Consider the following 13,521-nt stretch of genomic DNA (forward strand, 5'->3'; position numbering starts at 1 on the left):
TAATGGCAAAGTTAGAGAATAATAACGAGAATGAGAACAAAAAATCAGTAGCTGAAAACCTAGGTAATCAGGTACAGAAGGCCGTTGAAAACGCCGGAGATAAGGTAAAGGAGACGGTGAAAGAAGCTTCCGAACTGGCTTCCGATGCCATTAAACATCCTGTGGAAACTGCTGAAGAGTTCGGAAAACAGGCCGTAAAAGATGTTACCAGCTACTCTTGGTGGGCACGTCTTCTGCTGATTCTTTTCTGGCTCGGTCTCGGCCTTGTGGTTTCTATTTTCATCATTATTAATCTTCCCGTGACCAAACAATGGGCGGCAGACCAGGCGCTGCAGGTTGTCAATAGGGATTTTAAGGCGCAGATGTCTACCGAAAGCGTTGAAGTCAATTTTTTTGGAAATGTAAAGATCAAAGGATTGAAAATCAAAGACTATAAAGGATATGATTTTATTCAGTCAAAAGAATTTATTGCCAATTCCAACTGGCTTTCTCTGGTTAAAAATATCACCAAAAACAACTCTTTAAGCTTTAATTCTTTAACCTTAAAAAATGCCGACGTAAAAGTCATTACCTATAAGGGCGACAGTATCTCAAATTTCATCCGCTTCACACAATTATTCGACAGCGGTAAGAAAAGGGATCCGAACAAGCCTCCTTTTCAGCTGGATTCAAGACTACAGATTCTGGATTCCAAAGTTTCTATTGTCAATTTAAATTCACCGGGCGAAAAAGGGAAGTGGCTGACCGCTACCAACTTTAATCTGAAAGCGCCGAATGTAAAGGTAAACGGAAGGAACATTTCAGCGCTCATCAATAATATGACTTTCACGACGACAAGATGGGGCAAGCCTCATTTTGTCGATACTTTCTCTACGGAACTTTCGATGACGCCGGATTACCTTTCATTGAAGGACCTGACCTTAAATACGGACCATTCGCTTTTGCAAGGAGATATTAAATTCAATCTTCATGATGACGGATCGTGGTCTGATTTTGCAGATAAAGTAAAATGGGAAATGAATCTTATGCAGGGAAGCCAGCTAAGCGGCTATGACATCAGTTATTTTGTGACGAACTGGGACAATTTTAAACCGTTTAATATTTCAGGGAAAATGGCAGGCCCGCTGAATGATTTTAAACTGGATAATTTCCTGATCAGAAATCCGGATGTGAATATTGCCACCAAAAGCATGAAAGTGAACAGATTGCTGAAAGGTAATTTTTTAATCGAAACCAACAATCTTTCGGCAGACTTTACCTATAAAGATCTGAAAGCAATGATGCCTTCATTTATTTCCACAAAGATGAAAAATTTTGCCGATGACTTCGGAAAATTGAAATATAACGGAACGGCAAGCGTAAATCCAAATCGGGTATATGTTTCCAGCGGGAATTTAATGACAGGAATCGGACAGGCAAAAATCACGCAGTTTTCTTTAACGGATTACAGTTCATCCATGCCTAAATACGTCGGAATTGCCGAGGTTAAAGATCTGAATACGTCTGTTATTACCAAAAACAAATCCGTCGGCTTAATTTCAGGAAGATTTGATATCAACGGGCAGAGCTTTGACGTCAATACCATGAGGCTCACCACCAAGTCCAGGATTACCAGTATTGAGATCATGGATAAGGAGATCAATAATGTATATCTCGAAGGCCTTTTGGATCATAAAAAGTATAACGGACTCATCACCGTCAATGATGAACAGGCAAAAGCCAATATTAAAGGATTAATTGATTTCAGCACTTCAAGAGTTTCCATGAATGTGAATGCGGATGTGAATTATCTCAACATGAATTACTTTACCAATAAACCCGGAACTCAGGTTCTGAGCGGAAGGGTAAACGGTAAAATGTCGATGTCATCCATCAACGATCTTACATTGGATGTAGAAGCCAATGGAATTAATTTTGCCACGGCGACCCAGAAATATTCCATTCCGAGTGCAAAGCTGAAAACGTTTATTGAAAACGGAGGCCGGGTCATCGATGTCGATGCGCCGGGAGCAGCCAACGGTAAGATTTCAGGAAGATATAACCTTGGAGATCTCGCCGGAATGGTAGAAAACGGATTAAACAAAATTCTTGTAGGACCTGCCCCGAGAAAAATCTACAGGGGGCAGAGCTTTGCCATGAACTTCGATGTTCAGCAAGGCCTGATCAGCTACTTCCTTCCGGATCTTAAATTGCCGCAGGGAGCGAAGGTTGAAGGCCAGTACGACGGAAACTCCAATAATCTTATTTTAAACCTGGATGCAGCGTCTTTAAAATATATCATGACGAAAAAAGAGGAAATCACCGAAGCTGATAAAGCTCTGGCTGCAGCCAATCCTGCTTACGCGATCAATGAAAGAAGCAACATCACGAGAGACAGCGCAATGGTAGACAGCGTGATGGTAAGAATCAATACAGCCAATCTTGATGAGCAGATTTTTGCGAAGATCAACAGGGTACAGTACAATAAAAATATTATTAAAGACCTTACACTGAGCGGGAGAAATGAAAACAACACTGTTCTTCATCTCGCTGCAAAATTCAGACATGGAAGTCCGGAAGATGAGCTGGATGACAACCTTAAGGAATATGCCATCAATGTGAACCAGTCTACCAACGAGGGGGGGGATTTTGTTTTTCGGTTTGAGCCGACTGAAGTGAAATTTAATGAGGTAACATGGGCTATCGATACAAGCCCCGAACTGAATCATTCCATTACCTACCGTAAAAAGGAGAAAGATTTCGATATCAGGAATCTGAGGATATATTCTGATAAAAGTGCTTTGCTGATAAAAGAAGCGCAGTTCAAATCCGCCAAAGATTTTTACGTCGATGCCGAAGTCAACGATTTTGCGATAGAAAAACTGATGGAAATGCAACCCGGCGGAAATTCAATGAATATCAAGGGCCTTGCCAACGGAAATGTGAAAATCCGTATGGATAAAAGTACCCTGCAGCCTTTGGTCGACATGACCATAGACGATATCATGATGAATGGAAATGATATGGGAGATATTACGATTTCTGCAACCAACGGATTCTCTCTGAATGTGTATGATGTCGATATAAAAGTAAATTCAGCCGGCGTTATCGGAAACAACAGCCTTCATGTGACCGGTACGGTCAATAACAATACTTCTTCGCCGACGATAGATCTTACGGCCGAAATGAGAGATTTTGATATTGCTTTTGCCCAGCAGTTCGTTACCACCGTGTTCGGAAACCTGAGAGGTAAGGCAACCGGAGATCTGAAGATCAGCGGCAAATTCAGTGATTTGGATTACAGTGGCGATATTGCCTTAAAAGGGTTTGGGTTAAAACTGCTCTTCACCGGTGTGGATTATTCATTTGATGATACGGTAATTCCATTAACCAAAGGTTTAGCCATTCTCAATAATATAGAAGTTCACGACGGAAGAACGAATTCCAAAGGAAATATCTCAGGAGCGGTACAGTTTGAGACACTTTCATCGATGGGGGTTAACCTTGTAATGAGGGCAGATAATTTATTGGTTTTAAATACAACTCAGAAAGACTATGACCTTTTCTGGGGCAGGGTTTACGGACAGGGAGATCTCTATGTGGATGGTCCGGTCTCGGGCTTAAGCCTTTCTACGCCGAATATGAAAGCTTTAAGCGGAAGTACGTTTACATTCAATTCAGGATCAACGTCTAATGTAGAAGAATTTAAAATGCTGAGATTCCTCAAAGAAGGGAAGGACGGTCTTGTCACTTTGGAGGATAAAAAGAAAACAGGCGCTAATATGAACATTGATTTTGCGCTGGATGTTGATAAAGGAACGACCGTAAACGTCCTGATTGGTGACGATGTCGGAAATATTACCGTAAAGGGGGCTGCTGAAAAGTTGCGTTTCCAGATGAGCAGACAGGGCAATATTGCCATGAATGGAACCTATAAAGTGGAAAACGGAACATTTGTTTCCAAAGCAATCCTCAATAAAACTTTCCAGATCGAAAAAGGAAGCAGCATCAGATGGGACGGCGATGCGATGAAACCTGCGCTGGATATTACGGCAAACTACGTAAGAATGGTTTCCAATGCAGGAGAATATCTGAATATGGGAAGTCTGCAGCCGATCAGTATCTTGCTTCAGGCTAATATTACACAGTCTCTCGTAGATCCGAAAGTCGATCTTGACGTGACGGCCCTGGATGTTTCCAGTCAGGTGAAAGAGACGCTTGCGGCCAAGATGAGCCAGGAAGGAGAGAAAGTATTGCAGTTCGGTTCCGTGTTGCTTTTAAACAGCTTTAATGTTTCGAAAACCGGCGGTGTGGATGTAGACGTAGCGGGTGTCGCAGAATCTTCCGGATATAATATGCTTTTGAAGCAGTTAGGCTCTGTTTTGAATACCATGAGTAATGAATTCCAGATCGACCTTAATTATGTAAAAGGAGACCAATATTCCAATACCGGAGACCGGGCCAATGCCGGGGTGAGTTTCGCCCTTTCACCAAGGGTTAAAGTAAAGACCGGATTGGGAATTCCTCTGACCAAAACAGAGAATACGGAAGCCAATTATCTCTCCGGGGAGGGAACGATAGAATATGATATTTCCAAGAAAAATGATGGAAGCCTTATCTTAAGAGGCTACTCAAAACCGTCGAATATCGGTGTTATTAATGGTGCCGGATCAAACGGGACTGCTAATCAGGCTTATGGCGGAGGGATCGTTTGGAGTAAGAGTTTTAATTCTTTTTTCAAAAAGAAGAGAAAAGACAAAAAATCCGCCGGGAATAGAACTGAAATAAAAACAGATTCCACAAAATCAGTAACCAAATAATTTTGATTCTTTAATGATTTTTATCATAGGTGTTAATTATTGTTAATATTTGATATAATTTTTTTTGTTAAATTATTTTTTATAAATTTGCAAAAAATACATTGTTTTTTTAAGAAAATTGTAATTTAACTAATATGAACTATCAACTGGACGAAATAGACAAGAAAATTCTTGATTTCTTAGTAGAAAACACAAGAATGCCTTTTACAGAAATTGCTAAACAGATGGATGTTTCCGCTGGTACAATTCACGTAAGAGTGAAAAAGATGGAAGATGCAGGTATTATTTTGGGATCATCTCTAAACATCGATTACGGAAAGCTGGACTACCATTTCACCGCTTTCATCGGAATTTTATTAACGAAATCAAACCGTACACAAGAGGTATTGAAGGAGTTGACAAGCATTCCTAACGTAATTGAAGCCAGCGTTATTTCAGGGAAATATAACATTTTCTGCAAAGTAAGAGCGAAAAATACGGAAGATGCCAAAAGGATTATTTACCAGATCGATGATATTCAGGATGTCATGAGAACCGAAAGTATGATTTCTATGGAAGAATACTTAAGCGACAAAAACAGACTGATCAACGCGATCTCTGTATAATCCGGATTTTAAAAAGAATTATATAAAAGAACTTATGAAATCTCTCATAAGTTCTTTATTTTTGTACCTATGGAAGAATACAGCTATTTTGACGAGGATCCTAAAAAAGGATGGGGATTTATTCTGGCTTTTGCGGCATTGATGATTTTTACTTTAATGGGATTCGGAATCGATCTCGATGAGTATCTGCAACACGAATATCTTCATATTCCCAGATGGTATTTCTTTGTTATTTTTGCCATTGATGCTTTAATGGCAGTAAGCCTGGTACTGATGTATTTCTACCGCAAAATAGGCATCTTTGCCTTTCCTGCCTTATTGGTGCTGCATTTCTTTATGCATAGTTATTATCTTTCGACGTTCCTTTATACGGATGTCACCAATCTTTTCCTGTTTACAGGTTTTGGAATGCTGGCCATTATTCCGAAGTGGAAGTTTTTCAGATAATTTTTTAAAGACAAAATATATTTCTTAATAATATCAACACGAGCGGACTTAGTCCGCTCGTGTTGTTTTGGCCATTGATCAGCATAATAGACATATCTATAAAATAAATATAGACAGACTGGTCTGTCTGTTTTAAAAATTAAATTGTACATTTGCCTTGTTAATAAACAGAATATGCAATCACCAAAAGAAAGAATCATTAATACCACCTTCGACCTCTTTGCGAAACAGGGATATAATTCTACGGGAATTAATCAGATTATTTCTGAGGCTAATGTTGCTAGAGCAAGCTTCTATCAATATTTTAAATCTAAAGAAGATTTGTGTGTAGAATTTTTAAATGTAAGACACGACTATTGGTTTAATGAATTGCATCAATTCATTTCAAAGAAAGAGGATGTGAAATCTAAACTCATTTCTTCTTTCGATTTTTTAATATACATGAATCAGAAAGAAAATTTCAGAGGCTGCAGCTTCCTGAATATTTTGTCTGAAATTCCTGCAGATCATGTGAAAATATTAAAGGTAATTCAACATCATAAAAAAGATTTGAGGACTTATTTTTCTGAATTAATGGAAGATAAAGATCTTTCGGATCATATTTATCTGCTGTTTGAAAGCTGTATTGTTGAAAGCCAGCTTTTCAGATCAAATGAATTGATAGAAAAATCAAAAATAATCATCAACCAACTAATTAAGTAATATTATGGAACAGAAACATCCACTTCCACCCTTTACATTTGAAACGGCTTTAGAAAAAATCCAATTGGCAGAAGATGCATGGAATAGTCAGGATCCTGAAAAAGTTTCCAGGGCATATACCGTAGACAGCGAATGGAGAAACAGAGATCAATTTGTGAACGGCAGAGATGAAATCGTAAAATTTCTTTCTAAAAAATGGGAAAGGGAGCTTAACTATCAATTAAAAAAAGAATATTGGGCACATACCGAAAACCGGATTGCCGTTCGTTTTGAATACGAATATCAAACCAAAGAAGGGAACTGGTTTCGGGCTTATGGAAACGAAAACTGGGAGTTTGACGAGAATGGTTTAATGAGAAAAAGATTTGCAAGCATCAACGATCTGGAAATACAGGAAGAAGACAGAAAGTTCAAATAACAAAAAAAGCATCCGGAAAGGATGCTTTTTTTATTATCTCAAAAGAAATTATTTATCTAAAATTCTCTTTACCGCTTCTTGTACCGCAGTAGAATCGATTTTATACTTCTTCATCAGTTCAGCAGGCGTTGCAGATTCCCCGAAGGTATCATTCACCGCAACGAACTCCTGTCTGGTTGGTCTTTTTCTGGCAAGCATTCCCGCAATAGATTCTCCAAGGCCGCCAAGATAGTTGTGCTCTTCGGCAGTTACGATCTTTCCGGTCTTTTCTACCGATTTTAGGATGATTTCTTCGTCTAAAGGTTTAATCGTATGGATATTGATCACTTCGCAAGAAATACCTTCTTTTTCAAGCTCATCAGCCGCTAATAAAGATTCCCAAACCAAGTGACCTGTTGCCACGATGGTTACATCAGTTCCTTCCTGCAGCATAATTCCTTTTCCGATTTCGAAAGGCATATTTTCCGGGATGAAAACAGGAACCACCGGTCTTCCGAATCGTAAGTAAACAGGGCCTTCAAAATCAGCAATGGCTAAAGTAGCCGCTTTTGTCTGATTGTAATCACAAGGGTTGATGACCGTCATTCCCGGAAGCATTTTCATCATCCCGATGTCTTCCAGAACCTGGTGGGTAGCTCCGTCTTCCCCTAAAGTAAGTCCGGCATGAGATGCACAGATTTTAACGTTTTTGTTGGAATAAGCAATAGACTGACGGATCTGATCATATACTCTGGATGTGGAAAAGTTAGCGAAAGTTCCCGTAAAAGGAATTTTTCCGGTAATGCTTAATCCTGCCGCCATCCCCATCATGTTGGCTTCTGCGATACCTACCTGAAAAAATCTTTCCGGCGCTTTCTCAATGAATTTTTCCATTTTCAAAGATCCGATAAGGTCGGCACAAAGTGCTACAACATTAGGATGAGTATCTGCGAGTTCAGCAAGTCCGGCTCCGAATCCTGAACGGGTATCTTTTTTTTCTGTATATGTATATTTCATTATTAATTTAAAAATTTAAAGATTGAAAAATTACTTATTACTCTGGTAATTAATAATCAGCAGGTGCTTCTAAATACAATTGTTTGATGGCTGTTGCCAATTGCTCGTCGCTAGGCGCTTTTCCGTGCCATGCGTGAGACCCCATCATAAAGTCAACACCGTTACCCATCTGCGTATGAAGAATAATCGCTACCGGCTTTTCTTTTCCTGTTTCGGTTTTTGCCTTTTCAAGAATAGCAATGACTGCTTCAAGATCGTTACCGTTTTTCTCTTCCAGAACCGTCCATCCGAACGCTTCCAGCTTGGCATGAAGATTTCCTAAAGAAAGTACGTTGTCTGTACTTCCGTCAATCTGCTGCCCGTTATAGTCGATTGTTGAAATGATATTGTCAACTTTTTTGGAAGCTGCATACATGAAAGCTTCCCAGTTCTGGCCTTCCTGCAGTTCTCCGTCTCCCTGTAAAGTATATACCAAAGATTGATCTCCGTCTAATTTCTTGCCCTGAGCTGCACCTAAAGCAACCGAAAGTCCCTGTCCCAAAGAGCCTGAAGCCACTCTGATCCCCGGAAGCCCTTCATGAGTTGTCGGGTGTCCCTGTAATCTCGAATCCAGTTTTCTGAAAGTCCCCAGTTCACTCACCGGGAAAAACCCGAATCTGGCTAAAGTAGAATAGAATACCGGAGAAATATGTCCGTTTGAAAGATAAAAATGATCTTCATTCTTACCCTCCATCGTGAAAGGCAGTTTATAATTCATCACCTTTCCGTAAAGGGCTGTAAAGAATTCAGTACAACCTAAACTTCCACCTGGGTGACCGGAATTCACAGCGTGAACCATTCTTAAAATGTCTCTTCTGATCTGCGTAGTAAGAGATTTCAACTCTTCGATGCTTTTACTCATTGCTTAGAATTTATATGCACACAAATCTACAATTTTTTAGTGGCTTACGGAAATGTAAAAACCCGGATTTGCACCCGGATTTTAATCTTTTAACGTATTTTATATGATAAGTATTTTTAAATCTAAACAAATTGATTTTATATTGATAACCTTACCGAGCGCCCGCCTGAATGCAGTCACATTTTTATCATTACTTTATTTTTTAACTGGAAATGATAAGTAAAATGCAATAAATCTGTATTAAATGAAAATTATTTCCTTCTGATCAGCCAAAGTCCGATAAACGTCAGCAAACCGTTAATGATGAGCAGTTCCAGCCCGATTTTAAATTCTCCGAAAAGGGTTTCCTGGTATTTGTCGATAAAGAAAGAAATCACCGGGGCAGCGATGCATACAAAAGGTACCAGATTATCCTTCACCTTGTACTTCGTGAAAATACCAAAGGCAAAGAGTCCTAACAGAGGCCCGTAAGTGAATCCTGCAAGCTTAAGGATCAGACCGATCATCGAATTGTCATTAATGACTTTAAAGATAACCACCATGATCAGGAATGACAACGCGACCAAAAGGTGAATGTTCTTCCTGAATTTTTCTTTTTTCCCGTCGTCCCAATGCTTTTTTTCCCGCATTCCGAAAATATCGATACACAGTGATGAGGTAAGCGCAGTCATGGCCCCGTCTGCACTTGGAAATAAAGCTGATATCAATGCAATGATGAAGATTATAGAGATAAAAGGCGGCATGTGGTTCAAAGCAATATCCGGGAAAAGCTGATCTCCCGCGCTGGCCACGTTCTCTTGTGCGCCATAAAGATGAAGAAGCCCGCCCATATAGAGGAATAGCGAAATTACGCCCAGAAGGATAAATCCAAGAGTCACCATGTTTTTCTGGGAATCTTTCAGTCGGGTTACCGATAAGCTTTTCTGCATCATTTCCTGGTCGATACCGGTCATCGTAATCGTTATAAAAGCTCCGGCAAATATTTGTTTAATAAAAAAGCTTTTCTGGTGAGGATCAAAATCAAAGATCCGGGTGTAGCCTTTTTCGTTCATGGCGGTAAAACTGTCACCAAGGCTTAATCCCAGATGGTTGAGCATATAAACGGTGCAGATGATTAACCCCAGCAGCATACATGAAGTCTGAAGCGTATCGGTCCAGACGATGGTCTTTACACCGCCTTCGTACGTATAAAGAATAATCATGGCCAGAATGATCAGGGTCGTTACAATGAAAGGAACCCCGAGGCTGTCCAGGATGGCGACCTGTAAAATATTAACCACAAGATACAATCTCGCTGTGGCACCCACCAATCTTGACACGATGAAGATCCAAGCACCCGATTTATAAGATAGCTGTCCCATCCTCTGCTGGAGGTATCCGTAGATGGAGGTCAGCTTAAGCCTGTAGTATAAAGGCAGAAGAACGTAGGCAACCACGATATAGCCGATCAGGTATCCCAGGGTGATCTGCAGATAAGAAAACTTATCATTTCCTACCGCTCCCGGAACACTTACAAAAGTAACGCCCGACAAAGATGTACCGATCATCCCGAAGGCCACCAGCATCCAGTTGCTCTTCCTGTTCCCGATAAAGAAACTTTCATTATCACTTCCTTTTCCGGTTTTGTAGGCCACCCAAAGCAGCAGTGCGAAATAGATAATGATAATGGATAATAATATAATCGGAGACATGTTCTGTTAAATTAAAATTTTAGCAAATATAGTTTTTTTATATTCTGCTCAAAAAATAAAAAACCTTCCGGATGTGTCCCGAAAGGTAGTCTTTTTAAAAATTTAGATAGAGATAAAATTAAATCTTAATCTCAACCTTAATCCCAATTAAGCCTGTGTTTTATTCACCAGTACATCCTGAAGATCTTCATGCTTCTGGAAAGTAGCTTTTGCAAAAGGACAGAGCGGAATAATGGTCTTATTGTTCTTTCTTGCAAAATCTACCGCAGAAAGCAGCATTTCCTTGCCAACGCCTTTACCGTTGTAGGCTTCTTCCACTTCCGTATGGTCAATGATAAATCTTTCTTCTCCGGCCCAGGTATAGGTCATCAGGCCGGCATGGTTTCCATCGATGAAGGCTTCAAAGCTTCCGTTTTTTTCGTTGTTGTTTTGTTTTACTTCAATCATATTATGAAAATTTGGTTAATATTTCTATGTCGTTGGTCAGTATTTTATGAATAGGACAGGCATCCGCTATGGTGCGGAGTCTTTTGATACGTTCCTCGTCAAGAACTGTGCCTTCGAACGTAATATTCCTCTTGAAAATCGCTCTTTTGGTGAGCGGGAAATTCTCAAGCTCCACTTCTACATTGATGGTTTCGATATCCCATTCTTTTCTGTCGATATACATTCTGAGGGTGGCTGCCGTGCAGCTTGCCAGTGATGTTGCCAGGATCTCAAAGGGGTTGAAGCCTTTGTTTCCGCCGCCTTTATCTACCGGTTCATCGGTGATCAGGGTATTCTCACCGGCGACCACTTCCGTGTAATATTTCTCTTTGCCTAAACTGGCTTTTACGGTGATAGCCATTATATTGCGGTATTGAATGTATAACTTAATGCTCCGGAAGGGCAAAGATCAATCTGTTTTCTGAGCTCTTCGGCTGTTGCATTTTCAGGTTTCAGCCACGGTCTTTCTTTGGGATTATACACTTTAGGAAGTGTTTTTACGCACACTCCTGCGTGAATACATTTTTTAGGCTGCCAGATGACTGTTATTTCTCCTGCTGCATATTCGTGTGTTTCCATATCAATTTTTGTTTAAAGTTTTTTTATTCTTCTGTCAGGAATCAGTTGCTGATCTGATTTTTAAAATTTAGTATTTTATCCTTAAGCTCCTTCAGCATTTCAGGATTGATGACACCGGTTTCCAGATCGAAGTTTTCGTAGAACTTGGGAAGGGAGAACGTCTCTTTTACATCGCCGCCAAATTGAGGGAAGAATGTTTTTGCCGTATTCATAACATTTCCGCCGCCGTATCCGCCGGGAGAAGTAGACATCAGCAGCATCGGCTTATTTTGGAAGACTTTTACATTGATCCTCGACGCCCAGTCGAAAACATTCTTAAAGGCAGCACTGTAAGACCTGTTATGTTCAGCAAGCGAACAGATAATAACATCACATTGCTCAATTACTTTCAAAAAATGATGGGCCTCATCCGGAAATCCTTTCTTTTCACGGTCTACGGAAAATACGGGCATATCGAAATCATTTAAATCAAGCAAATTGATCTCCTCATTCCGAAAATCCTTTAAAACAAATTTTACGAGTTCTTTATTGATAGAAGTGGAAGAAGTACTTCCTGCAAATGCTAATATTTTCATAGTATAATTTCTTCCTAAGGTTTCCTGTTTAATATCGCTTTGGGTAGCGGTACATATTCTATTTCGTCTCCCGGCACCAGCGGGAAAGCCTCGTGATTCTGGTCGTTCCAGTTTACTTTGGCCTGCTCGATCCGTTCTTTGTCGGAATTTACAAAATTCCAGAAGATAAAGCGTTCTTCATCGAAGGGCTCGCCGCCGAAAAGATACACCGTTCCGTTTTCGCTCATGTCAAACTCGCAAAGTTTGGTATCCTTAGCGATCATAAGCTGCCTCGAGCCGTAAGAATTTCCGTCCGTCGTTACCGTTCCGTCCAGGACATACATCGCGGCTTCCCCGTAAAGATCTTTTCCGATGCTGATTTTTTTGGCATCTTTTGTTTTAATTTCGATAAAAAATAATTTGCTGTGAACGGGAACCGGCGACTGTCTGCCGAAAGCTTCCCCGGCGATCAGCTTATACTGAATGCCATCTTCCTCCCAAACCGGGATTTCATTAGCTTCGGTATGATGGAAGGTAGGTTCCGACTGCTCCAGATGCTTGGGAAGTCCTACCCAGATCTGGAATCCGTGAAGTCTTTTGTCCGAATGTCTGAGGTGCTCAGGGGTTCTTTCAGAATGTACCACTCCTTTTCCTGCCGTCATCCAGTTTACTGCTCCCGGCTGGATTTCCAGTGCGCTGCCGAGGCTGTCCCTGTGAAAGATCGACCCTTCCAGGAGATAGGTAAGGGTAGAAAGCCCGATGTGCGGATGCGGAGGAACCTCCAGGTTCTGATAATCTTTAAGGTCTGCCGGCCCCATGTGGTCGATAAAAACAAAAGGGCCAACCGCTCTTTTCTCGCGGAAAGGCAGAAGTCTACCCACCAGGAAGTTGCCGATGTCGGCCGATTTCTCTTCTATAATAAGTCCGATATTTGACATGATGATTAATTTTTTATTAAAGCTGATATGATTTTATTTATCAATGTTTATAGCTGGTCGTATCCGTGGAATCTTTCATCCACCACGCGTTTCCACTCGGGGTTTTTCCTGATGAAGGCCTGTATGTAAGGGCAGAAGGGCAATGCTTTCTTCTGATGGTCTTCAATATACCGGAGTGTCTTTTCCACAACGGCTTCTGCGGCACCGGTCCCGGCGATCAGGAGATCAGATTCCGTATGGTTCAGAGCAATCTGGCTTCCCATTTTACGATAATCGATAAAGGCCGAGCTTCCGTTGAATTCTATTTCAAATCGATCTCCGGTATCCTGCAAGGGAATGTTTTTGAATTCAGGCTTCATCGTTTTTATGGTTTAAGGATAAAGCTCAGATCAATTAAAACAAATT

Annotated in this window: 14 protein-coding genes; 5 read left to right on the top strand and 9 right to left on the bottom strand. The window is 40.5% G+C overall.

Annotated elements, in window-relative coordinates; genetic code table 11:
* Nucleotides 1-2: 2 nt before the first annotated feature.
* From AC0N32_RS13675 to AC0N32_RS13695, 5 genes are all read left to right on the top strand, one after another.
* On the top strand, nucleotides 3-4,799 hold the full coding sequence (locus tag AC0N32_RS13675) for a translocation/assembly module TamB domain-containing protein (RefSeq protein WP_476394407.1): 4,797 nt from the start codon (nucleotides 3-5) through the stop codon (nucleotides 4,797-4,799).
* Nucleotides 4,800-4,933: 134 nt separating this feature from the next.
* Nucleotides 4,934-5,404 (top strand): Lrp/AsnC family transcriptional regulator, encoded by a 471-nt coding sequence (locus AC0N32_RS13680; protein ID WP_146941612.1) that lies wholly within the window; start codon nucleotides 4,934-4,936, stop codon nucleotides 5,402-5,404.
* Nucleotides 5,405-5,473: 69 nt separating this feature from the next.
* Nucleotides 5,474-5,851: a hypothetical protein gene (locus AC0N32_RS13685; RefSeq protein WP_476394408.1), complete on the top strand. Its 378-nt coding sequence runs from the start codon at nucleotides 5,474-5,476 to the stop codon at nucleotides 5,849-5,851.
* A gap of 174 nt (nucleotides 5,852-6,025) precedes the next feature.
* Complete coding sequence (locus tag AC0N32_RS13690) at nucleotides 6,026-6,553, top strand: TetR/AcrR family transcriptional regulator (protein ID WP_476394409.1); 528 nt, start codon at nucleotides 6,026-6,028, stop codon at nucleotides 6,551-6,553.
* A 4-nt stretch (nucleotides 6,554-6,557) separates the two neighbouring features.
* A complete protein-coding gene (locus AC0N32_RS13695) occupies nucleotides 6,558-6,971 on the top strand; it encodes a DUF1348 family protein (protein WP_476394410.1) in 414 nt (137 codons plus the stop codon).
* 48 nt (nucleotides 6,972-7,019) lie between these two features.
* Here the strand turns inward: AC0N32_RS13695 and AC0N32_RS13700 are convergent, their stop codons facing one another.
* The 9 genes from AC0N32_RS13700 to AC0N32_RS13740 all read right to left on the bottom strand — a co-directional run bounded on the left by AC0N32_RS13700 (nucleotide 7,020) and on the right by AC0N32_RS13740 (nucleotide 13,475).
* Nucleotides 7,020-7,967, bottom strand: a complete 948-nt coding sequence (locus tag AC0N32_RS13700) for a transketolase family protein (RefSeq protein WP_476394411.1) — start codon at nucleotides 7,965-7,967, stop codon at nucleotides 7,020-7,022.
* A 49-nt stretch (nucleotides 7,968-8,016) separates the two neighbouring features.
* Nucleotides 8,017-8,868: a transketolase gene (locus AC0N32_RS13705; protein WP_476394412.1), complete on the bottom strand. Its 852-nt coding sequence runs from the start codon at nucleotides 8,866-8,868 to the stop codon at nucleotides 8,017-8,019.
* 251 nt (nucleotides 8,869-9,119) lie between these two features.
* Nucleotides 9,120-10,559, bottom strand: a complete 1,440-nt coding sequence (locus tag AC0N32_RS13710; protein ID WP_476394413.1) for a sodium:solute symporter — start codon at nucleotides 10,557-10,559, stop codon at nucleotides 9,120-9,122.
* Between the two features lie 147 nt (nucleotides 10,560-10,706).
* Nucleotides 10,707-11,006, bottom strand: coding sequence for a GNAT family N-acetyltransferase (locus AC0N32_RS13715; RefSeq protein ID WP_476394414.1), 300 nt, complete (start codon nucleotides 11,004-11,006; stop codon nucleotides 10,707-10,709).
* Nucleotide 11,007: 1 nt separating this feature from the next.
* Nucleotides 11,008-11,406, bottom strand: coding sequence for an OsmC family protein (locus tag AC0N32_RS13720; RefSeq protein WP_476394415.1), 399 nt, complete (start codon nucleotides 11,404-11,406; stop codon nucleotides 11,008-11,010).
* Nucleotides 11,406-11,624 (bottom strand): (4Fe-4S)-binding protein, encoded by a 219-nt coding sequence (locus AC0N32_RS13725; protein ID WP_476394416.1) that lies wholly within the window; start codon nucleotides 11,622-11,624, stop codon nucleotides 11,406-11,408. The genes AC0N32_RS13720 and AC0N32_RS13725 overlap by 1 nt, the downstream gene beginning before the upstream one ends.
* Nucleotides 11,625-11,665: 41 nt before the next feature.
* Nucleotides 11,666-12,199: an NADPH-dependent FMN reductase gene (locus AC0N32_RS13730; RefSeq protein WP_476394417.1), complete on the bottom strand. Its 534-nt coding sequence runs from the start codon at nucleotides 12,197-12,199 to the stop codon at nucleotides 11,666-11,668.
* Nucleotides 12,200-12,213: 14 nt separating this feature from the next.
* Nucleotides 12,214-13,116 (bottom strand): pirin family protein, encoded by a 903-nt coding sequence (locus AC0N32_RS13735; RefSeq protein WP_476394418.1) that lies wholly within the window; start codon nucleotides 13,114-13,116, stop codon nucleotides 12,214-12,216.
* Nucleotides 13,117-13,163: 47 nt separating this feature from the next.
* Nucleotides 13,164-13,475 (bottom strand): GNAT family N-acetyltransferase, encoded by a 312-nt coding sequence (locus tag AC0N32_RS13740; RefSeq protein ID WP_476394419.1) that lies wholly within the window; start codon nucleotides 13,473-13,475, stop codon nucleotides 13,164-13,166.
* Nucleotides 13,476-13,521: the final 46 nt, after the last annotated feature.

The sequence above is a fragment of the Chryseobacterium endophyticum genome (assembly GCF_056333165.1).